This window comes from Streptomyces sp. NBRC 110035 (assembly GCF_000829695.1).
Classification (GTDB): domain Bacteria; phylum Actinomycetota; class Actinomycetes; order Streptomycetales; family Streptomycetaceae; genus Streptomyces.
This window is the reverse complement of record NZ_BBNN01000017.1, coordinates 75746-95194: the sequence shown is the minus strand read 5'-3', so window position 1 is coordinate 95194 and position 19449 is coordinate 75746. Positions and strand designations below refer to the sequence as shown.

Annotated in this window: 23 protein-coding genes and 4 tRNA genes; 6 read left to right on the top strand and 21 right to left on the bottom strand. The window is 69.9% G+C overall.

Annotated elements, in window-relative coordinates:
* Positions 1 to 245: 245 nt before the first annotated feature.
* From rplL to TU30_RS04925, 8 genes are all read right to left on the bottom strand, one after another.
* Positions 246 to 626, bottom strand: coding sequence for a 50S ribosomal protein L7/L12 (rplL, locus tag TU30_RS04960; RefSeq protein ID WP_042165049.1), 381 nt, complete (start codon positions 624 to 626; stop codon positions 246 to 248).
* A gap of 115 nt (positions 627 to 741) precedes the next feature.
* Complete coding sequence (gene rplJ, locus TU30_RS04955; RefSeq protein WP_042165047.1) at positions 742 to 1272, bottom strand: 50S ribosomal protein L10; 531 nt, start codon at positions 1270 to 1272, stop codon at positions 742 to 744.
* 380 nt (positions 1273 to 1652) lie between these two features.
* Entirely contained in the window at positions 1653 to 2615 is a 963-nt protein-coding gene (locus tag TU30_RS04950) for a hypothetical protein (protein ID WP_042165046.1), read from the bottom strand.
* A gap of 168 nt (positions 2616 to 2783) precedes the next feature.
* A complete protein-coding gene (gene rplA / locus TU30_RS04945) occupies positions 2784 to 3509 on the bottom strand; it encodes a 50S ribosomal protein L1 (RefSeq protein WP_042165044.1) in 726 nt (241 codons plus the stop codon).
* 84 nt (positions 3510 to 3593) lie between these two features.
* Positions 3594 to 4028, bottom strand: a complete 435-nt coding sequence (rplK, locus tag TU30_RS04940) for a 50S ribosomal protein L11 (RefSeq protein ID WP_024883170.1) — start codon at positions 4026 to 4028, stop codon at positions 3594 to 3596.
* A 189-nt stretch (positions 4029 to 4217) separates the two neighbouring features.
* Positions 4218 to 5102 (bottom strand): transcription termination/antitermination protein NusG, encoded by an 885-nt coding sequence (nusG, locus tag TU30_RS04935; protein WP_042165041.1) that lies wholly within the window; start codon positions 5100 to 5102, stop codon positions 4218 to 4220.
* Positions 5103 to 5183: 81 nt separating this feature from the next.
* Positions 5184 to 5468, bottom strand: a complete 285-nt coding sequence (gene secE, locus TU30_RS04930; RefSeq protein ID WP_042165038.1) for a preprotein translocase subunit SecE — start codon at positions 5466 to 5468, stop codon at positions 5184 to 5186.
* Between the two features lie 109 nt (positions 5469 to 5577).
* A tRNA-Trp gene (locus TU30_RS04925) sits at positions 5578 to 5650 on the bottom strand.
* A gap of 271 nt (positions 5651 to 5921) precedes the next feature.
* On the opposite strand from TU30_RS04925, the gene TU30_RS04920 reads away from it, so the two are divergent.
* The gene (locus TU30_RS04920; RefSeq protein WP_042165035.1) at positions 5922 to 7148 is read left to right on the top strand and encodes a pyridoxal phosphate-dependent aminotransferase; all 1227 of its coding nucleotides are present in this window, start codon (positions 5922 to 5924) and stop codon (positions 7146 to 7148) included.
* 182 nt (positions 7149 to 7330) lie between these two features.
* The gene (locus tag TU30_RS04915) at positions 7331 to 8371 is read left to right on the top strand and encodes an adenosine deaminase (protein ID WP_042165031.1); all 1041 of its coding nucleotides are present in this window, start codon (positions 7331 to 7333) and stop codon (positions 8369 to 8371) included.
* A gap of 169 nt (positions 8372 to 8540) precedes the next feature.
* Here the strand turns inward: TU30_RS04915 and TU30_RS04910 are convergent, their stop codons facing one another.
* From TU30_RS04910 to TU30_RS04875, 8 genes are all read right to left on the bottom strand, one after another.
* On the bottom strand, positions 8541 to 9596 hold the full coding sequence (locus TU30_RS04910; protein ID WP_042165028.1) for a UDP-N-acetylmuramate dehydrogenase: 1056 nt from the start codon (positions 9594 to 9596) through the stop codon (positions 8541 to 8543).
* 78 nt (positions 9597 to 9674) lie between these two features.
* Complete coding sequence (locus TU30_RS04905; RefSeq protein WP_042165025.1) at positions 9675 to 10055, bottom strand: hypothetical protein; 381 nt, start codon at positions 10053 to 10055, stop codon at positions 9675 to 9677.
* A 142-nt stretch (positions 10056 to 10197) separates the two neighbouring features.
* Positions 10198 to 10755, bottom strand: a complete 558-nt coding sequence (locus tag TU30_RS04900; protein WP_176726194.1) for a TetR/AcrR family transcriptional regulator — start codon at positions 10753 to 10755, stop codon at positions 10198 to 10200.
* A gap of 134 nt (positions 10756 to 10889) precedes the next feature.
* Entirely contained in the window at positions 10890 to 11318 is a 429-nt protein-coding gene (locus tag TU30_RS04895; protein ID WP_042165579.1) for a MaoC family dehydratase, read from the bottom strand.
* Between the two features lie 8 nt (positions 11319 to 11326).
* Positions 11327 to 11785, bottom strand: coding sequence for a MaoC family dehydratase N-terminal domain-containing protein (locus TU30_RS04890; RefSeq protein ID WP_042165022.1), 459 nt, complete (start codon positions 11783 to 11785; stop codon positions 11327 to 11329).
* Between the two features lie 103 nt (positions 11786 to 11888).
* Positions 11889 to 12053 (bottom strand): 50S ribosomal protein L33, encoded by a 165-nt coding sequence (gene rpmG, locus TU30_RS04885; RefSeq protein WP_003948671.1) that lies wholly within the window; start codon positions 12051 to 12053, stop codon positions 11889 to 11891.
* A 94-nt stretch (positions 12054 to 12147) separates the two neighbouring features.
* Positions 12148 to 12220, bottom strand: a tRNA-Met gene (locus tag TU30_RS04880).
* A 46-nt stretch (positions 12221 to 12266) separates the two neighbouring features.
* Positions 12267 to 12339, bottom strand: a tRNA-Thr gene (locus TU30_RS04875).
* Between the two features lie 317 nt (positions 12340 to 12656).
* Between TU30_RS04875 and TU30_RS04870 the strand changes: the two genes are divergently transcribed.
* A complete protein-coding gene (locus tag TU30_RS04870) occupies positions 12657 to 13937 on the top strand; it encodes an amidohydrolase family protein (RefSeq protein WP_042165017.1) in 1281 nt (426 codons plus the stop codon).
* A gap of 104 nt (positions 13938 to 14041) precedes the next feature.
* Positions 14042 to 14698: an SDR family oxidoreductase gene (locus TU30_RS04865; protein ID WP_042165014.1), complete on the top strand. Its 657-nt coding sequence runs from the start codon at positions 14042 to 14044 to the stop codon at positions 14696 to 14698.
* A gap of 46 nt (positions 14699 to 14744) precedes the next feature.
* On the opposite strand, the gene TU30_RS36905 is transcribed toward TU30_RS04865, so the two are convergent.
* On the bottom strand, positions 14745 to 14957 hold the full coding sequence (locus TU30_RS36905; RefSeq protein WP_042165011.1) for a hypothetical protein: 213 nt from the start codon (positions 14955 to 14957) through the stop codon (positions 14745 to 14747).
* Positions 14958 to 15061: 104 nt separating this feature from the next.
* Positions 15062 to 15143: transfer RNA gene (locus TU30_RS04855), tRNA-Tyr, on the bottom strand.
* Between the two features lie 239 nt (positions 15144 to 15382).
* On the opposite strand from TU30_RS04855, the gene TU30_RS04850 reads away from it, so the two are divergent.
* Positions 15383 to 15871: a YajQ family cyclic di-GMP-binding protein gene (locus TU30_RS04850; protein WP_042165009.1), complete on the top strand. Its 489-nt coding sequence runs from the start codon at positions 15383 to 15385 to the stop codon at positions 15869 to 15871.
* A 135-nt stretch (positions 15872 to 16006) separates the two neighbouring features.
* Here the strand turns inward: TU30_RS04850 and TU30_RS04845 are convergent, their stop codons facing one another.
* The gene (locus tag TU30_RS04845) at positions 16007 to 16273 is read right to left on the bottom strand and encodes a GlsB/YeaQ/YmgE family stress response membrane protein (protein ID WP_042165006.1); all 267 of its coding nucleotides are present in this window, start codon (positions 16271 to 16273) and stop codon (positions 16007 to 16009) included.
* A gap of 142 nt (positions 16274 to 16415) precedes the next feature.
* On the opposite strand from TU30_RS04845, the gene TU30_RS04840 reads away from it, so the two are divergent.
* Positions 16416 to 17666, top strand: a complete 1251-nt coding sequence (locus TU30_RS04840; protein WP_042165003.1) for an APC family permease — start codon at positions 16416 to 16418, stop codon at positions 17664 to 17666.
* A 231-nt stretch (positions 17667 to 17897) separates the two neighbouring features.
* On the opposite strand, the gene TU30_RS04835 is transcribed toward TU30_RS04840, so the two are convergent.
* Positions 17898 to 18290, bottom strand: coding sequence for a YccF domain-containing protein (locus TU30_RS04835; protein WP_042165001.1), 393 nt, complete (start codon positions 18288 to 18290; stop codon positions 17898 to 17900).
* Positions 18287 to 19150: a zinc metalloprotease HtpX gene (gene htpX, locus TU30_RS04830; RefSeq protein WP_042164999.1), complete on the bottom strand. Its 864-nt coding sequence runs from the start codon at positions 19148 to 19150 to the stop codon at positions 18287 to 18289. The genes TU30_RS04835 and htpX overlap by 4 nt, the downstream gene beginning before the upstream one ends.
* Positions 19151 to 19449: the final 299 nt, after the last annotated feature.

The following is a 19449-nucleotide window of genomic DNA, read 5'->3' as shown; positions in this document are numbered from 1 at the left end:
GGCCCCCCTTGCCCGAACCGCCTTCCACAGGCGACCCTTCGCGGCCCGCGCGGGGCCACAACGAAGATCACCCTACCCCCCCGCCGTCCCGGGTTCGAGGAAGCCGCCGCCGGGCCCGGAGACACCGAGGAGCGACCACCCGGATGGATGATCGCTCCTCGGCGCTTACGCGTTACACGCCCTGCTGGACACGGTGCGGATCCGGCGCTGCCGGGCCGCGGGGGTCCTGTCGGACCCGGAAGGTACTACTTGACCTCGACGGAGGCACCGGCGCCCTCGAGGGCCTCCTTGGCCTTGTCCGCGGCTTCCTTGTTGACCTTCTCGACGACGGGCTTCGGCGCACCGTCGACCAGGTCCTTGGCCTCCTTCAGGCCGAGGGAGGTCAGCTCGCGCACGACCTTGATGACCTGGATCTTCTTGTCGCCGGCGCCGGTGAGGACGACGTCGAACTCGTCCTTCTCGGCCTCGGCCTCGACCGCGGCGGCCGGACCGGCCGGGGCCACGGCGACCGCGGCGGCGGCGGTGACGTCGAACTTCTCCTCGAAGGCCTTCACGAACTCGGAGAGCTCGATGAGGGTCATGCCCTCGAACTGGGCCAGCAGCTCGTCCTGGGTGAGCTTCGCCATGATGGCGGTCCTTCCACTAAATCGGCAGGTGCCGGGTGTACTGGGTGAGGCGGGCGTACATCGGGCCCGCTATGACCCTTGCCTCATGTCGGCGAGGGCCGGAAAGCGAGCCGAATTACTCGGCACCGCCCTGCTCGTCCTGCTTGGCGCGAAGCGCGTCCACGGTGCGGACGAGCTTCGACGGAAGCGCCTGGAAGAGCTGAGCAGTCTGGGACTGCTTGCCCTTGAAGGCACCCGCCAGCTTGGAGAGCAGAACCTCGCGGGACTCGAGGTCCGCGAGCTTCTTGATCTCATCGGCGGACATCGCCTTGCCGTCAAGGACACCGCCCTTGATGACGAGATTCGGGTTGTCCTTGGCGAAGTCACGAAGACCCTTCGCCGACTCCACCGGGTCACCGGTGACGAAGGCGACTGCCGTCGGACCGTTGAACAGGTCGTCCAGCGTCGTGATCCCGGCCTCGTTGGCCGCAATCTTGGTCAGCGTGTTCTTCACCACGGCGTACTGGGCGTTCTCACCGAGCGAACGGCGCAGCTGCTTGAGCTGTGCCACGGTGAGACCGCGGTACTCGGTCAGCACGGCGGCGCTCGAGTTGCGGAACTGGTCCGTCAGCTCGGCAACCGCGGCAGCCTTGTCGGGCCTCGCCATAGAGCCTCGGCCTCCTTCCGGGTGATTCGGACCGCGCGGACCCGAAGGAGGACTGGGGAAAACGAAACGCCCCGGGCGCAGGCGCACGGGGCTGGGCTCAACCGGTTGTCTCGCATCCTCGCGGCCGCGAATTCCGGGAACTCTTCCACTGTCACCTGCGCGGGTCGTCCGCAGTTCAGCGGATCCTTCGGCCACCGCACCCTCTTGCGAGCGCACGGTAACGACCAGCGGTCTTTGGCTTCTTCTGGAGAGTACGGGAACGGATCGCCGCGAGGCAAATCCGTTCCCGGTGGGACGTCCAGGCCCGTCCGTCGGGACGGACGGGCCATCGGGACGGACGGGCTGTCGGGACGGACGGGCCGTCGGGACGGTCACGGCACTCAGACGTCGGCCCCGGCGTCCGCGAGCCCTTCCCCGAGGCCCTGCAGCATCTCGAAGAGATCGACCGTGTCCTCGGCCGGCGGCGCCTCGACCTCGGCCCGGGCCCCGTAGTCGGAGTAGTGCGTCGTGATCTCGACCGTGCCCTCGTCCGACTCCACGCCGAGGACCATCCTGACCGGGTAGTCGTCCTCGTTGACCCAGACCTCGGTGTCGTAGCCCTTCACATCCGACTTCTCGGCGCTGGCGACGAGCTCCTTTCGCTCCTCCTCCGAGAGGAAGTCGAAGGACCCGTCGCTCTTGATGATCTCCTCGAAGGTCAGGGTGCCCTTGTAGTGCTGTGCCTGGACGCCGTCGACCTTCTGCGGGCCGACGTGCTTCAGGTTCGGCGACTCGAGCAGCAGGGCCAGCTGCTGGGCCGGGTCCTGGTTCATGCTCTCCAGGCTGCCGGTCACCTGCTTCTGCAGTTCCTCGCTTCCGGCCTCCTCGGCGATGGCCCGGAAGTCCAGCTTCATCCAGCGCTTGCCGTCCATCCCGGCGGCCTGCTCCGCGCCCATGTCCGCGTACATGACGTTGTCCAGCATGATCATGCGGGCCTCGGCGGGCGCGTCGGGATCGGTCTCCCCGAGGTCGGATCCCTTGATGGTCAGATCCATGACCGCCGGGTCCCAGCCCTGGACTCCGGTCATCTCCATGGTGCCGTCGCCCGCGATGCCCATCATGTCCCCCATGCCCTGCGCTCCGGCGGGCACCGACATGGTCATCCGGACCTTGGCCGACTTCGCCTCGGCCGTCTTCTCGAAGGCGGTCCGAAGGACCTCGGTCGCCTCGCCCCGGGACATGACCTTGGGCTCCGCCGCCTTCCCCTCCGCTCCCCCGTCGCCGGCCTGACAGCCCGAGGCGCCCGCGACCACCGTCACGGCCGCCATGCAGACGCCCGCCCGCTTCCATGCGGACATACCCATGAGTCCCACCCCTGTTGTGCCGTGCCTGGTCTGTGAAGTCCGTTGAACCGTAACCCAGCCGACTGACACGAACGTACGAAAAAAGTCCGTCCCCGCGCCTCGGAAGGCGTGGGGACGGACTCACGGTGTGCTCGGTGAGCGCGGGCCGGTCGGACCGGCCCGAGGGGCTCAGACCGCCGCCGGGTCCTCTTCGACGAGGAGGTTGCGGGTGCGGTTCGGGTCGAGCGGGACGCCGGGGCCGATCGTGGTGCTGATCGCGGCCTTCTTGATGTACCGGCCCTTCGCGGCGGACGGCTTCAGACGGAGGATCTCCTCCAGCGCGGCGCCGTAGTTCTCCACCAGCTTGGCGTCGTCGAAGGACGTCTTGCCGATGATGAAGTGCAGGTTCGAGTGCTTGTCGACGCGGAACTCGATCTTGCCACCCTTGATGTCGTTGACAGCCTTGGTGACGTCCGGGGTGACGGTGCCGGTCTTGGGGTTCGGCATGAGACCACGGGGACCGAGCACGCGGCCGAGGCGGCCGACCTTGCCCATGAGGTCCGGGGTGGCGACGACGGCGTCGAAGTCCAGACGGCCCTTCGACACCTCGTCGATCAGTTCGTCGGCGCCGACGATGTCGGCGCCCGCGGCACGCGCGGCCTCGGCACGGTCGCCGGTCGCGAAGACCAGGACCCGGGCGGTCTTGCCGGTGCCGTGCGGGAGGTTCACGGTGCCACGGACCATCTGGTCGGCCTTGCGCGGGTCGACGCCCAGGCGGAAGGCGACCTCGACGGTGCCGTCGAACTTCGAGGTGGAGGTCTCCTTGGCGAGACGGACGGCCTCGAGCGGGGCGTACAGCTTCTCCCGGTCGATCTTGGCGTCCGCAGCGCGGAGAGACTTGCTGCGCTTGCTCACGTGTAGCTCCTGTGGGTTCTTAGGAGTCGTGGTCCGGGCCGAGCGGGCCCTTCCACACTTCTGCTTGGCTTACGGGGGTGGAGGTCAGCCCTCGACCGTGATGCCCATGGAACGGGCGGTGCCGGCGATGATCTTCGACGCGGCGTCCAGGTCGTTGGCGTTGAGGTCGGGCATCTTCGTCGTGGCGATCTCACGGACCTGGTCGGCGGTGATCTTCGCGACCTTGGTCTTGTGCGGCTCGCCGGAGCCCTTCTCCACACCCGCGGCCTTGAGGATCATCTTCGCGGCCGGCGGGGTCTTGGTGATGAAGGTGAAGGAACGGTCCTCGTAGACCGTGATCTCCACCGGGATGACCCAGCCACGCTGCGACTCGGTCGCGGCGTTGTAGGCCTTGCAGAACTCCATGATGTTGACGCCGTGCTGACCCAGCGCGGGGCCGACCGGCGGAGCCGGGTTGGCGGCACCGGCCTGGATCTGGAGCTTGATGAGCCCCGTGACCTTCTTCTTCTTGGGAGGCATGGCTCTCCGGGTCCTTTCGGTTCGGGTCCTGCCCGCGCACCGGGAATCAACCCGGACACAGGCATACCGCACAACGATAGCGGGTATGGATGTGCGGCCAAAAACCGGGCAGGTCAGGCGGACGCCTGAGCGTTCGCCTGACCTGCCCGGAAGCTGCTGTCCAGAATGTTCGTACGGCCCGGAACCGGGTCAGTTCTTCTGGATCTGGTCGAAGGAGAGCTCGACCGGCGTCTCGCGACCGAAGATCTCCACCAGGCCCTTGACCTTCTTGGAGTCGGGGTTGATCTCGTTGATGGTCGCCTGGAGGGTGGCGAACGGGCCGTCGGTGACGGTGACCGAGTCGCCGACCTCGAAGTCCAGCACCTGGACCTCGACCTTGCGCTGCGGAGCCGGCTTGCCCTCGGCCTCGGCGGCCTCGCGGGCGGCCTTCTCCTCGGCCTCCGGGGCGAGCATCTTGACGATCTCGTCCAGGGTCAGCGGGTACGGGTCGTAGGCGTTGCCCACGAAGCCGGTGACACCGGGGGTGTTGCGGACGACGCCCCAGGACTCGTTCGTCAGGTCCATGCGGACCAGGACGTAACCCGGGAGCTTGTTCTGCTTGATCGTCTTGCGGTCGCCGTTCTTGATCTGGACGACCTCTTCCTGCGGCACCTCGGCCTGGAAGATGAAGTCCTCGACGTTCAGCGAGACGGCACGCTGCTCCAGGTTGGTCTTCACCCGGTTCTCGTACCCCGCGTACGTGTGGATGACGTACCACTCGCCGGGCAGCGTCCGCAGTTCCTCGCGGAGCTTCTCGACCGGGTCGCGGTCGTCCTGGACCTCTTCGACCTCTTCGACCTCGTGCTCTTCGGCCTCGTGCCCGGCTGCGTCGGTCCCGGCGGAGTCCGCGGCGTCGGCCTCATCGGCGTCGGAGGCCGGATCGGCCGCCGTTCCGGACTCGTCCGCGGCGGCGTCGGCAGCCTCGACCTCGGCGGAGCCCTTGGAGGCCTCGCTGTCCGCGCCCCCGACGGTGTCGAGCTCGTCCTCGACGGACTCGACCGGCTCGATGGCGTCGTTCACGTTCGGGTCAGACACGGTGGCTGCTTCTTCCTGGATACATAGGGGTGGAACACGCGAAAAGGAGCGCCGGGTACCTCGGCGCTCTTCGCAGGCGGCTCAGCCGAAGACGTACTTGGCGACGTGGCCGAGCCCGTAGTCGATCAGAGTGATCAGGCCGATCATGACGACCACAAAGATGATCACTGCGGTTGTGTACGACGTCAGCTGGTTCCGGGTCGGCCAGACAACCTTGCGAAGCTCCGCCACGATCTGGCGGTAGAAGAGCGCGAGACGCTTCAGGGGGCCCTTCTTGGCCCGCTTTCCGCCCTTGCGGTTCTTGTTGGAGTCCGGCGCCTCGTCCTCGGCATCAGGCATGTCGATGGAGCCCACGGCGTCCGTCACTCGTCCTCACCTGATTCCGGGTCATGGCCGTGCCGCGCCCGGTATGAGCCGCACGGCGGTGCATTGCTGTACGTACATGCGTACACATCCTGGCTAAGGTTGTGTGTAGCAGGGCCGGAGGGACTTGAACCCCCAACCGCTGGTTTTGGAGACCAGTGCTCTACCAATTGAGCTACGACCCTTTGTGTGTACCCCAACGTACCGCATCCGCCCGGATGCTTGGTGTGCACCCGGTGAGTGCGGCCGCAGAAGGCCAACGAGGTGTGAGTGTACGTGTTTCGGGGCCTGGCGTCGAACAGAAAGCGCCCGTGACCGGTCTTCCGGCCGAAGATCGTCCTGGCAGGAGCGGTCCCGCGGGGCGGATCCGGACTGGTGTCCAGAGGCCGGCCGCGACCTGTTCAGTCCGTGAAACCCCCGTGCCGGGCAGGTTTCCGGTCTGGAACGATGGACCCCATGAGCTCTGCAACCCCTCCCACCGAGCGCCGGGTCTCCGCCCGGGTCGGTGCGATCTCCGAGTCCGCCACCCTCGCCGTGGACGCCAAGGCCAAGGCCCTCAAGGCCGCCGGGCGTCCGGTGATCGGCTTCGGCGCCGGTGAACCCGACTTCCCGACTCCGGACTACATCGTCGACGCCGCGGCCGAGGCGTGCCGGAACCCGAAGTACCACCGCTACACGCCGGCCGGCGGGCTGCCCGAGCTGAAGGCCGCGATCGCCGCGAAGACGCTGCGCGACTCCGGCTACGAGGTGGACCCCGCACAGGTCCTCGTCACCAACGGCGGAAAGCAGGCCATCTACGAGGCCTTCGCCGCGATCCTCGATCCGGGCGACGAGGTGATCGTCCCGGCCCCGTACTGGACGACGTACCCGGAGTCGATCCGGCTGGCCGGCGGCGTCCCGGTCGAGGTCGTCGCGGACGAGACGACCGGCTACCGCGTCAGCGTGGAGCAGCTGGAGGCCGCGCGGACGGAGAAGACCAAGGTCGTCCTGTTCGTCTCCCCCTCGAACCCGACCGGCGCGGTCTACAGCACCGAGGACGCCGAGGCGATCGGCCGCTGGGCGGTCGAGCACGGTCTGTGGGTGCTGACCGACGAGATCTACGAGCACCTGGTCTACGGCGACGCCGCCTTCACCTCGCTGCCCGCCGTCCTGCCGGAGCTGCGGGACAGGTGCATCGTGGTCAACGGTGTCGCGAAGACGTACGCGATGACCGGCTGGCGGGTCGGGTGGATCATCGGCCCGAAGGACGTCGTGAAGGCCGCCACCAACCTGCAGTCGCACGCCACGTCGAACGTGTCGAACGTCGCCCAGGTGGCGGCACTGGCCGCGGTCTCCGGCTCCCTGGACGCGGTCGCCACGATGCGTGAGGCCTTCGACCGCCGGCGCAGGACCATCGTGCGGATGCTCAACGAGATCGACGGCGTGGTCTGCCCCGAGCCCGAGGGCGCGTTCTACGCATACCCGTCGGTGAAGGCCCTGATCGGCAAGGAGATCCGGGGCCGGCGGCCGCGGAACACCGTGGAGCTGGCCGCGCTCATCCTCGAGGAGGTCGAGGTCGCGGTCGTACCCGGCGAGGCCTTCGGCACTCCGGGCTACCTGCGGTTGTCCTACGCGCTGGGCGACGAGGACCTGGTGGAGGGCGTGAGCCGGATCCAGAAGCTGCTGGCGGAGGCACAGGACTGAGTCCTGCTTACTCGCGCGAGTGAGCAGGACCGACCGAAAACCACTCGACCGAGTGATTTGCGGGCTGTTTCCCTTTGTGAGGGAAACAGCCCGCTTCTGTTTCCCTCACACTGACATGCGAGCAAGACCACGTTCGGGGAAAGCGCTACCGGGGCCGCCGGGAGGTGCGGCAGGATCCTGGAATGGAACGTGTACGTGACCTCTCCCTGCTGCCGAAGGCCCATCTGCACCTGCACTTCACCGGGTCGATGCGCCCCGCCACCGTGCTGGAACTGGCCGACAAGTACGGCGTACGCCTCCCCGAGGCGCTGACCGACGCGCTGACCAGCGGGGAGCCGCCGAGTCTGCGGGCCACGGACGAGCGGGGCTGGTTCCGGTTCCAGCGGCTGTACGACGCGGCGCGCTCGTGCCTGAGGGAGCCGGAGGACATCCAGCGGCTGGTACGGGAGGCCGCGGAGGAGGACCTGAAGGACGGCTCGGGCTGGCTGGAGATCCAGGTCGATCCGACGTCGTACGCGCCGCGGCTGGGCGGGCTGATCCCGGCGCTGGAGGTCATCCTGGACGCGGTGGACTCGGCGCGGCGGGACACCGGGCTCGGGATCCGGGTGCTGGTCGCCGCGAACCGGATGAAGCACCACCTGGACGCGCGCACGCTGGCCCGGCTGGCGGTGCGGTACACGGACCGGGGCGTCATCGGGTTCGGACTGTCCAACGACGAGCGGCGTGGCATGGCCCGGGAGTTCGACCGGGCGTTCGCCATCGCGCGCGAGGGCGGGCTGCTGTCCGCGCCGCACGGCGGTGAGCTGAACGGGCCCACGTCCGTGCGGGACTGCCTGGACGACCTGGAGGCCGACCGGATCGGGCACGGGGTGCGGGCGGCGGAGGATCCGCGGCTGGTGCAGCGGCTCGCGGACCGGCAGGTGACGTGCGAGGTGTGCCCGGCGTCGAACGTGGCACTGGGTGTCTACGAGAAGCCGGGCGACGTGCCGTTGCGGAAGCTGTTCGAGGCGGGGGTGCCGCTGGCGCTGGGGGCGGACGATCCGCTGCTGTTCGGCTCCCGGCTGGCGGCCCAGTACGAGATCGCGCGTGAGCACCACGGGTTCACGGACGCCGAGCTGGCGGAACTGGCACGGCAGTCGGTGCGCGGGTCGGCGGCGCCGGAGGCGGTCAAGGCGGAGCTGCTGGCGGGGGTCGACGCGTGGCTCACCGCGCCGGCGGGGTGACGGGAGGGAGGGCCGCCGTCGGGGGGGGGCGGAGTGGAGCGGTGGGCAGCCGGGTGGGGCCGGGGGAAGCGGTGGGCAGCCGGGTGGGGCCGGGGGAAGCGGTGGGCAGCCGCCCGGTGAGGCCGGGGGAAGCGGTGGGCCGCCGCCCGGTGAGGCGGGCCGGAGCCGGTCAGAGGCCGACCCCGATCGTCACCGGCTCGTTGACCAGCGTGATGCCGAAGGCTTCGCGCACGCCGGCGACCACCTCGCGGGCGAGTGCCAGCAGGTCCTCGGTGGTCGCCTCGCCGCGGTTGGTGAGGGCGAGGGTGTGCTTGGTGGAGATGCGGGCGGGGCCGGTGCCGTAGCCCTTGGTGAAGCCCGCCTTGTCGATCAGCCAGGCGGCGGAGGTCTTGGTGCGTCCCTCACCGGTGGGGTAGGCGGGGGGCTCGGTGTCGGTGCCGAGGTGCTGGCGTGCCCGGGTCCGGAAGGTCACGAACTCCTCGTCCGTGAGGATCGGGTTGGTGAAGAAGGAGCCGGCCGACCAGGTGTCGTGGTCCTCGGGATCCAGGACCATGCCCTTCCCGGCACGGAGCTTCAGGACCGTCTCGCGGGCCGTGGGCAGGGGAACGCGCTCGCCCGGTGCGACGCCGAGGACGCGGGCCGTCTCGGCGTACCGGACGGGGCCGGAGAGGCCGTCGGCGTCCTCCAGCGCGAAGCGGACGCGCAGGACGACGTACCGTTCGGGGTCCGCCTTGAAGCGGCTGTGGCGGTAGGAGAAGGCGCATTCCTCGTTGGTGAGGGTGACCGTCTCGTGTGCCCGACGGTCGTAGGCGACGACCTCGGTGATGGTGGAGGAGACCTCCTGACCGTACGCACCGACGTTCTGGATGGGGGTGGCACCCGCCGAGCCGGGGATGCCGGCCAGGCACTCGACGCCGGCCAGGCCGGCTTCCACGGTGCGGGCGACGGCGTCGGTCCACACCTCTCCGGCCGCGAGTTCCAGTCGCGTGCCGTCCAGAGTGAGGCCCTTGGTGGCGACGACCAGTGCTGTGCCGTCGAAGCCCTTGTCGCCGATGACCAGGTTGGAGCCGCCGCCGATGACCAGCAGGGGCGTACCCGCGGAGTCGGCCTCGCGGACGACGGCGATCACTTCGTCGTCGGTGGTCGCGATGACCAGCCGGGTCGCGGGTCCGCCCAGGCGGAACGTGGTCAGCGGGGCGAGGGGAGCGTCGTGGAGTTCCTGCACGGGCTCAAGACTAAGGCCCCCGCCGGACGGGCCGGCGGGGGCGGCGTGCGCGTTCGGGGCGCACGCGCGGGGCGTTCCTCAGGCGAGGCGGCGCTGTATTTCGGTCCAGTCGACGGGGAGGTCCTCGCTCTTCGCGGTCCAGCCGGCGAACTTGGCGTCGCGCATCTGCGGGGCGAGCCCGCGGGCGGTCGGCGCGTGCGGGCCGGTCCGGGCGAAGGCACCGAGGGCCTTCGGGGACTCCCAGGCGGACACGGTCCAGAACGTCTGCCGCAGCGGCTGTGCCTTCAGGGAGGCCCCGTACGCGCCGGGAGCCCTGCTCACCTGTCGCCACACGCCGGGGGTCCCGAGAAAGAACCGCAGGGCTCCCCGGAGGGTGCGGGTCTCGAAGCGGGAGGCGAAGACGTGTACTTCGGTGTGGGGCGGCGGGGTGTTCGGGACGGTCCAGGGAAGCGTGGGCATGACCGGGTCCTTCCGTGGTCGGTGAAGAGGTTCTGTCGGGTTCCGGGGCTTGGGATCCCGCGGCCCCGATGATTTTGTTAGTTACTGATTACTAACTTTTACGCGCACAGAAGAGGGCCGGGTCCGCCTCCCGACTCGCCGGCTAACCGCCGAACCGCGCCGACGGATCCAGTCCTTCCCAGATCCGGTGGCCGGACGGGAATCCCATGGCGGACAAGCAGTTGATGAGCATGCCGTGCGCCATGAAGGCCGTCGTCTCCTTGACGTCGACCCCCAGGGCGAGGTGGACGGTGTCCCACAGCCGCAGCCAGCCGGCACGCACGGTCGCACCGAACTCCTGATCGCCCTCCTGCTCGGCGGCCGCCACCGCGAGGTACATCTGCATCTGCATCATGAGCAGCTCGGGCCGCTCCGTGACGGCCCGCGCGTAGGCGTTCGCCATGGCGTGCAGGGCCTCTTCGCCCTCCAGCCCTTCGGACGCCTCCGCGAACATGCGGATGGTGTCTTCCACGCAGCGCTCCGCCGCCGCCAGGAAGATGGCCTTCTTGCCCGGGAAGAGCCGGAAGAGGTACGGCTGCGAGACGCCGACCCGCTTGGCGATCGCCTCGGTCGACGTGCCGTGGTAGCCGCCGCGGGCGAACTCGGCACTCGCCGCACGGATGATGCTCTCGCGCCGCTCCGCTGCACTCATCCGGACCATGCCGGTAAGTTAGTACTCAATCACTAACTACGTCAAGGGGTGGACTGCCCAGAGGACCCGGCATGAGGCGAGGGGCACTCCCCCTGGGGAGCGCCCCTCGCCTCGTACGTCATGCCACGGATCCGGTCGCCCGGTCAGGCGAGTCGGACGACCGCCCGCGACATCCCCAGCACTTTCTGCCCGGCGCTGGTGGCCGTGAGGTCGACACGGACGGTGTGGTCGTCGAGCTTGGCCCCGACCTTGCCGCTGACCTCGATGGTGGCGCCCCGGTCGTCGTCGGGAACGACGACCGGCCTGGTGAAGCGGACGCCGTACTCGACGACCGCCCCCGGGTCGCCCACCCAGTCGGTGACCACGCGGATCGCCTCGGCCATGGTGAACATGCCGTGCGCGATGACGTCCGGCAGGCCGACTTCCTTGGCGAACTTCTCGTTCCAGTGAATGGGGTTGAAGTCGCCGGAGGCGCCCGCGTACCGGACGAGGGTGGCCCGGGTCACGGGGAACGTCTGCGCGGGCAGTTCGGTACCGACCTCGACGTCCGCGTAGGAGATCTTCGCCGTCATGATGCCGCTCACGCCCCCTCGTTCTCGCCCGCGCGGGCGACCAGCTTGATCCAGGACGTCACGACGTGCTCGCCGGCCTCGTCGTGCACCTCGCCGCGGACGTCCAGGATGTCGTTGCCCGCCATCGACTTGATCGCCTCGATGGTCGAGGTGACCGTGAGCCGGTCACCGGCGCGCACCGGACGGCGGTAGGCGAACTTCTGGTCGCCGTGCACCACCCGGCTGTAGTCCAGGCCCAGCCGGGGGTCGGCGATGACGTCCCCGGCGGCCTTGAAGGTGACCGCGAACACGAAGGTCGGCGGGGCGATCACATCGGGATGGCCGAGCGCCTTGGCGGCCTCCGCGTCCGTGTACGCCGGGTTGGTGTCCCCCACCGCTTCGGCGAACTCGCGGATCTTCTCCCGGCCCACCTCATAGGGATCGGTGGGCGGGTAGCTCCGCCCCACGAAGGACTGGTCGAGCGCCATGCGCGCGGCACCTCCTGTGTCTCGTGCGGCCGTGGTCGGCCGGTGGGAAGAACGACGCGAGGCCGCCCCCGGCTACGGGGACGGCCTCGCGTACGAGCCTGATTTATCGCGTTTCGCGGTGCGCGGTGTGCGCGTTGCAACGCGGGCAGTGCTTCTTCATCTCCAGACGATCCGGGTTGTTACGCCGGTTCTTCTTGGTGATGTAGTTCCGCTCCTTGCACTCCACGCAGGCCAGCGTGATCTTCGGGCGGACGTCGGTGGCAGCCACGTGAGTGCTCCTTGACGAACGGGATAGTAGAAACTGAATGAACGCAGAAAGAGTAGCCGATCGAAGGACCGACCCCACAATCGGCTACTGTGTGTAGCGGTGACCGGACTTGAACCGGTGACACAGCGATTATGAGCCGCTTGCTCTACCGACTGAGCTACACCGCTGTGATGCGATCGAGTCCCGCCTCGCGACGGGAACCTCACACACCAGAGCCCCAAAACGGAATCGAACCGTTGACCTTCTCCTTACCATGGAGACGCTCTGCCGACTGAGCTATTGGGGCGAGCGAGGAAGACATTACACGCTTCGCCGCCGTTCACCCAAATCCGTTTCGCGGCCCCTGTCCCGCCCTGCCGACCGCTCCCTCCCGAGAGTCCCGGCCGTCCGCACCCGCCCCTCCGCGACGCTCCCACCGCACCGCGTCCGCACCCCGTCCGGACCTCACCGGAACACCCGGGACCCCACCGGTACGACTATTGCTGACTCCTGTGCTCCTGCCGCCGGGAGGCGAGCCGCCACCCTAGGCTCGACTCACTCTGCGTGATCTTCTCTCTGTGTGATCCTGCGACAGCCGTGCGCAGTCCGAGCCTCAGGAGCGCGATGCCCGACAGCCGGCCGCAGCCGCCGCCCCCCTCGTCGCCTTCGCCGCCCCCGGGCCCGGCCGACCCGGCGCCGCTCCTGCTGTGCGGCGCGCGGCTCACCGACGGCCGGACCGTGGACGTACGGCTGGGCGGCGGACGCATCGAGGCGGTCGGCACGGCCGGCAGCCTGACCGCGGACGGCACCCCCGCGGGCGGCACCCGGGTCGACCTGACCGGCCATCTGCTCCTCCCGGCCCCCGCCGAACCGCACGCCCACGCCGACACCGCTCTCTCCGCCGAATCCGACGGCCCCGTCTCGTACGACTCCCACGACGTCCGGCGCCGGGCGACGGAGGCCGCGCTGCTCCAGCTCGGGCACGGGGCGACGGCGGTGCGGGCACACGTGCGGGTGGACGACGTGACCGGGCTCGACGCGCTCACCGCCGTACTTCAGGCGGGGCGTTCGCTGCGTGGGCTGACCGAGCTGACCACGGTGGCGATGCCGCGCCTACTGACCGGGGTGGCCGGGGCCGACGGGATCGCGATGCTGCGGGACGCGGTGAAGATGGGCGCCTCGGTGGTGGGCGGCTGCCCGGACGTCGACCCCGACCCCACCGGGTACGTGGAAGCGGTCCTGGAGGTCGCCGCCGAGCACGGCTGCCCCGTCGACCTGCACACGGACACCGCCCACCCCGCCCGCGTGGCCCGGCTCGCCGCGATGGCGGGCGGGCTGCGGCCGGGAGTGACGCTCAGCCCGTGCGGCGGCCTCGGCCGACTGCCCACCGAAGCGGCCTCGCGGGCCGCGGACCAGCTGGCGGCGGCCGACGTGGCCGTGGTGTGCCTGCCCCAGGGCGGCTGCGGGGGCGTCGACCGCCGGGGCACGGGCACAGCTCCGGTACGGCTGCTGCGCACGGCGGGCGTGCGGGTCTCGGCCGGGAGCGGCGCCCTGCGGGACGTGTCGAACCCGGTCGGCCGCGGCGACCCGCTGGAAGCGGCATACCTGCTGGCCTCCCGCCACGGGCTGTCGCCCGAGGACGCCTACGAGGCGGTGAGCACGTCGGCCCGGGCCGCCCTCGGGCTGCCCGAGGTACGAGTGGAGGCGGGCTTCCCCGCCGAACTGCTCGCGGTCCGCGGCGACCGGCTGCCGGCGGCGCTGTCCCTGGCGTACAGCCGGATCGTGGTGCACCGGGGGCGCGTGGTCGCGCGGACGAGCGCGGTACGGGAGTACTGCGCCTCCTCGGCGACGACCACGGAGGCGGCATCGGGCCTGCCCCGACAGGGCCGGGGAGGAACTCCGTGATCTCCCGGCCGGCCCCCGTTCCTCCTGTGGTCCCTCCTCCTGCCGTTCTCCTTCCGGGCCGTGCCGTGCGGCGGATGCCATCGTCGCGGCGTACGGTCGAAGGCATGCGCATTGTCATCGCTGGTGGTCATGGTCAGATCGCGCTGCGGCTGGAGCGGTTGCTCGCCGCGCGCGGGTACGAAGTGGCGGGCATCATCCGCAAACCCGAACAGGCCGACGAGCTGCGGCACCTGGGCGCCGAGCCGGTCGTACTCGACCTGGAGTCGGCATCCGTGGAAGAGGTCGCGGAGCAACTCCGGGGCGCGGACGCCGCCGTGTTCGCCGCGGGCGCCGGGCCGGGGAGCGGCTCGGCGCGCAAGGAGACGGTGGACAAGGCCGCGGCGGTCCTCTTCGCCGACGCGGCGGTCCGCGCGGGGGTGCGGCGGTTCGTGGTCGTCTCCTCGATGGGCGCGGACCCGGCCCACGAGGGCGACGAGATCTTCGACGTGTACCAACGCGCCAAGGGCGAGGCCGACGCCTACGTCCGCGGCCTGGACGCCCTCGACTGGACGATCCTGCGCCCCGGCTCGCTCACCGACGACGCCGGCACCGGCCTGGTCCGCCTGGAAGCCCACACCGGCAGCGGCCCGATCCCCCGCGACGACGTGGCCGCCGTCCTGGCCGAGCTGGTGGAGGACTCCTCGACGGCCGGCCTGACTTTGGAACTGATCAGCGGCCCCTCGCCGGTCCCGGTGGCGGTGAGATCGGTGGCGGGCGAGTGAGCCGGGGAAGGGATCCGGGAGGACCCGGAAAGCTGCGCGAGGACGGCTAGAACAGCGGCATCTGCCCCGGGAACTCCGGGACGACGTACCCGTCCAGCGACGGCTGTTCGACGCCGGCCCGGGCGTACCGGCGGGACCCGGGGCACGAGGTCAGCGCCCCGTGCTCCCGAGCGCCGGGCGGATCATGCCGCGCGTACCGCCCGGCCACGACGGCGATCTCACGACGACACTCGGGGCAACGCCTACGACGCGACGACATCCCACCAGTGTCTCCCGAGCGGCCTGCCCCACGCGTACCCCACCGCGAACACGGAAGACCCCCTCCGGACCGCGTCTCGCGGTCCGGAGGGGGTCTTCCCCTTGTGGCGGCGCCAGGATTCGAACCTGGGAAGGCTGAGCCGGCAGATTTACAGTCTGCTCCCTTTGGCCGCTCGGGCACACCGCCAAGGTCGTTGCCCTCGAACCGCCTTGTGGCGGCGCTCCGTGGCAACGACGTAAACGATACCTGATGAGGAGGGGTGCTTCGCCACCCGATTGATCGCCACCCGGGGACCCCGGGGTGGCTAGGCTTGTGCGGATGCGGCCCGGGACCGATACCGGGCTCGACGGCCGCCCGTACGCCGGTAGCCGGTACGCATCCGGCTCTCAGCCCGATACGCACCCCGATACAAGGAGCCACAGGACATGGCCGACTCCAGTTTCGACATCGTCTCGAAGGTCGAGCGGCAGGAGGTCGACAACGCCCTCAACCAGACCGCCAAGGAGATCTCGCAGCGCTACGACTTCAAGGGCGTGGGGGCCTCGATCTCGTGGTCCGGGGAGAAGATCCTTCTGGAGGCGAACTCCGAGGACCGGGTGAAGGCCGTCCTCGACGTCTTCCAGTCCAAGCTGATCAAGCGGGGCATCTCGCTGAAGTCCCTGGACGCCGGTGAGCCGCAGCTCTCCGGCAAGGAGTACAAGATCTTCGCATCGATCCAGGAGGGCATCTCCCAGGAGAACGCGAAGAAGGTGGCGAAGCTCATCCGGGACGAGGGCCCCAAGGGCGTGAAGGCCCAGGTGCAGGGTGAGGAACTCCGGGTCTCCTCCAAGAGCCGTGACGATCTTCAGACCGTCATCTCCCTGCTCAAGGGCCAGGACTTCGACTTCGCCCTGCAGTTCGTGAACTACCGCTGAGCCGGGTCGGAGGACGAAGCCGCGTGCGCCTTGGGCGTCGCGTGCACATCTGTCTGCGTGCGGGAGGGTGGGTGCCGCCGGGCGCCCACCCTTCTCGGCTGCCGACGGCGCCCGGAGCGGCCCCGGCGCCGGGGCTCAGTCGCGCGAGTGGCCGAAGAGGAGGCGGTAGGCGATCAGGAGGACCAGGGAGCCGCCTATCGCGGCGGCCCAGGTGGCGCCGTCGTAGAAGTCCTTGGTGATCGGGTGGTCGAGCCAACGGGCCGATACCCAGCCGCCGATGAACGCTCCGGCGACGCCGATCAGGGTCGTGCCGATGAGGCCGCCCGGGTCGCGGCCCGGCAGCAGGAACTTCGCGATCGCTCCGGCCAACAGTCCCAGAATAATCCAGCTGATGATCGTCATTCTCTGATCCCTGCCCTCTCGTGCCGCGCCCTCACCTGTCGCGGCCTGTGATTCCGGTCCGGCCCCGGTGTTCATCCCGTCCTGGGGTGAAGGACGACGTGGGTACGCGTGACGGTTGCCGCGATCAGTAGGGTGCGGCCTCATGACATCCCCTTCCGGTTCCGGACTGCGCCGCACGCTCGGTGTGGGAGACGCCGTCGTCATCGGTCTCGGCTCCATGGTGGGGGCCGGGATCTTCGCCGCTCTGGCGCCCGCCGCGCACGCGGCCGGCTCCGGGCTCCTCCTCGGACTCGCGGTCGCCGCCGTGGTCGCCTACTGCAACGCCACGTCGTCGGCGCGCCTCGCCGCGCTGTATCCCGCCTCGGGCGGCACCTATGTCTACGGGCGGGCGCGGCTCGGCGAGTTCTGGGGGTACCTCGCAGGCTGGGCGTTCGTGGTCGGCAAGACCGCCTCCTGCGCGGCGATGGCCCTCACCGTCGGCGCGTACCTCTGGCCGGGGCAGGCCCACGCCGTGGCGGTCGCCGCGGTCGTGGCGCTGACCGCGGTGAACTACGGCGGTGTGCAGAAGTCCGCGTGGCTGACGCGGGTGATCGTGGCCGTGGTCCTCGCTGTCCTCGCTTCCGTGGTGGTCGTGTGCCTGACCTCGGGGCAGGTCGATGCCGGGCGCCTCTCCTTCGCGGCACCGGACGGCGCGGGCGGTGTGCTTCAGGCCGCCGGTCTGCTGTTCTTCGCCTTCGCCGGGTATGCGCGGATCGCGACCCTCGGCGAGGAGGTGCGGGATCCTGCGCGCACCATCCCGCGCGCGATCCCGCTGGCTCTGGGCATCGCGCTGGTCGTGTACGCGGCTGTCGCGGTCGCCGTCCTTTCAGTGCTGGGGGCACAGGAACTGGGTGACTCGGGCGCGCCGCTCGCCGACGCGGTGCGGGCGGCCGGGGTTCCGGAACTGACGCCGCTGGTAAGGGTGGGGGCGGCCGCGGCCGCGCTGGGATCGCTGCTCGCCCTGATCCTGGGTGTTTCACGGACGACGCTCGCCATGGCCCGGGACCGGCATCTGCCGGGCTCCCTGGCCGCCGTCCACCCCCGGTTCCAGGTGCCGCACCGGGCGGAGCTGGCCGTGGGAGCGGTGGTCGCCGTCCTGGCCGCCACGGTGGACGTACGGGGCGCGATCGGGTTCTCCTCCTTCGGGGTGCTGGCGTACTACGCGGTGGCCAACGCGTCGGCCTGGACGCTTCGGCCGGGGCCGGCGGCACGGGTGCTGCCGGCGGTCGGGCTCGCCGGGTGTCTGGTCCTGGCGTTCTCCCTGCCGGTGATGTCCGTGGCCGTCGGCGCGGGGGTGCTGGTGGTGGGTGCTGCCGCTTACGGGGTACGGCGGTGGAGGGAAGCCGGGCAGTAGCTCTCCCGGGTCCGGGCGGGTGGGGCCCGCAGGGCGCAGGGCAGCCCGCAGGCGAGGCGGAGACGGGGCCTTCGGGGTGGGGCCCGGCCTTCCGGAAGGCGGACGCCACCTGGAGTAACGAGCCGATCGCGTTCGGTCATGCATCCATGGTGCACGCCGACTCCGACGGTCGGGGCGGCCTGTGGACAACCCCCCGCCGACGTGCTTGCGAACGTGGAGAACCGAGCCGGGCTAGCGGGCTGCGAACGGCTGGTCGGTGCGTACGATCTCGCGGCCCATCGGGAGCAACGAGACCGGGATCAGCTTGAAGTTGGCGATGCCGAGCGGGATTCCGATGATCGTCACGCACAGGGCGAGGCCGGTGACGATGTGGCCGATGGCCAGCCACCAGCCCGCGAGGACCAGCCACAGCACGTTGCCGACGCAGGAGGCGGCGCCCGCGTCCCTGCGCTCGACCGCCGTGTACCCGAACGGCCACAGGGCGTAGACACCGATCCGGAAGGCGGCGATCCCGAAGGGAACACCGATGATCGTGACGCACAACAGGACACCGGCGAGCAGGTAGCCGAGGAACAGCCAGAAGCCGCTCAGAACGAGCCATATGACGTTCAGGATGGTCTTCACTGCGTTCGACCTGCCATCTTCTCGAGTCGGGCGATGCGTTCCGCCATGGGCGGGTGGGTCGAGAACATCTTCGCGAACCCCTGGCCCGGCCGGAACGGGTTCGCGATCATCATGTGGCTGGCGGTCTCGATGCGGGGTTCGGGGGGCAGGGGAAGCTGCTTGGTGCCCGTTTCCAGCTTGCGCAGGGCGCTTGCCAGGGCGAGAGGGTCGCCGGTCAGCTGGGCGCCGGAGGCATCGGCCTCGTACTCCCGGGAGCGGCTGACGGCCAGCTTGATGAGGGAGGCGGCGAGCGGGCCCAGGATCATGATCAGCAGCATGCCGAGGATGCCGGGGCCGTCGTCGTCGTTGGAACGGCCGACCGGGATCAGCCAGGCGAAATTGACCAGGAACATGATCACCGAGGCGAGGGCGCCGGCGACCGAGGAGATCAGGATGTCCCGGTTGTAGACATGGCTGAGCTCGTGGCCGATGACGCCGCGCAGTTCGCGCTCGTCGAGCAGGCGCAGGATTCCTTCGGTGCAGCACACCGCGGCGTTGCGCGGGTTGCGGCCGGTGGCGAAGGCGTTGGGTGCCTCGGTCGGGGAGATGTACAGGCGGGGCATGGGCTGGCGGGCCTGTGTGGAGAGCTCGCGGACCATGCGGTACAGGCCGGGGGCCTCGAACTCGCTCACGGGGCGGGCCCGCATCGCGCGCAGGGCGAGCTTGTCGCTGTTCCAGTACGCGTACGCGTTGGTGCCCAGCGCGATCACGACAGCGACGACGAGGCCCGTGCTGCCGAAGAAGCTGCCGATGACGATGATGAGCGCGGACAGTCCCCCGAGGAGGACCGCGGTCTTGAGCCCGTTGTGCCGGCGGTGCACGGTACGCCCTCCAAATCGTGCGGCAGGGAGACCCTCGTCGGCCGATCTTCCTTCTGACCTGCGACGTCCCCGGGTGTCTTGGCCTCACGTCCAGTGGACCCTCCCGTATTCGTCAACGCCAGGCGAGCGGCACAGGTTCCCTGGGACGCGTGGTGGCACGTGTGAACCGCCCGGGTGACGGCTGCTCCCGGCGCCGTGCCGCCGCGCCCGTCCGGTGGCCTGAAAGTGCGACCGGTGGATCGGGACAGGGGTGACGGAGGAGGCCCGGTGAGCCCGGAAGATCGTGGGGCGTCGGGTGC

Bases quoted from the DNA above. Each gene is read 5' to 3' on its own strand.
- rplL (WP_042165049.1), bottom strand. From the start codon at position 626: ATGGCGAAGCTCACCCAGGACGAGCTGCTGGCCCAGTTCGAGGGCATG.
- rplJ (WP_042165047.1), bottom strand. From the start codon at position 1,272: ATGGCGAGGCCCGACAAGGCTGCCGCGGTTGCCGAGCTGACGGACCAG.
- TU30_RS04950 (WP_042165046.1), bottom strand. From the start codon at position 2,615: ATGGGTATGTCCGCATGGAAGCGGGCGGGCGTCTGCATGGCGGCCGTG.
- rplK (WP_024883170.1), bottom strand. From the start codon at position 4,028: ATGCCTCCCAAGAAGAAGAAGGTCACGGGGCTCATCAAGCTCCAGATC.
- TU30_RS04920 (WP_042165035.1), top strand. From the start codon at position 5,922: ATGAGCTCTGCAACCCCTCCCACCGAGCGCCGGGTCTCCGCCCGGGTC.
- TU30_RS04915 (WP_042165031.1), top strand. From the start codon at position 7,331: ATGGAACGTGTACGTGACCTCTCCCTGCTGCCGAAGGCCCATCTGCAC.
- TU30_RS04905 (WP_042165025.1), bottom strand. From the start codon at position 10,055: ATGCCCACGCTTCCCTGGACCGTCCCGAACACCCCGCCGCCCCACACC.
- TU30_RS04900 (WP_176726194.1), bottom strand. From the start codon at position 10,755: ATGGTCCGGATGAGTGCAGCGGAGCGGCGCGAGAGCATCATCCGTGCG.
- TU30_RS04895 (WP_042165579.1), bottom strand. From the start codon at position 11,318: ATGACGGCGAAGATCTCCTACGCGGACGTCGAGGTCGGTACCGAACTG.
- TU30_RS04890 (WP_042165022.1), bottom strand. From the start codon at position 11,785: ATGGCGCTCGACCAGTCCTTCGTGGGGCGGAGCTACCCGCCCACCGAT.
- TU30_RS04870 (WP_042165017.1), top strand. From the start codon at position 12,657: ATGCCCGACAGCCGGCCGCAGCCGCCGCCCCCCTCGTCGCCTTCGCCG.
- TU30_RS04865 (WP_042165014.1), top strand. From the start codon at position 14,042: ATGCGCATTGTCATCGCTGGTGGTCATGGTCAGATCGCGCTGCGGCTG.
- TU30_RS36905 (WP_042165011.1), bottom strand. From the start codon at position 14,957: ATGTCGTCGCGTCGTAGGCGTTGCCCCGAGTGTCGTCGTGAGATCGCC.
- TU30_RS04850 (WP_042165009.1), top strand. From the start codon at position 15,383: ATGGCCGACTCCAGTTTCGACATCGTCTCGAAGGTCGAGCGGCAGGAG.
- TU30_RS04845 (WP_042165006.1), bottom strand. From the start codon at position 16,273: ATGACGATCATCAGCTGGATTATTCTGGGACTGTTGGCCGGAGCGATC.
- TU30_RS04840 (WP_042165003.1), top strand. From the start codon at position 16,416: ATGACATCCCCTTCCGGTTCCGGACTGCGCCGCACGCTCGGTGTGGGA.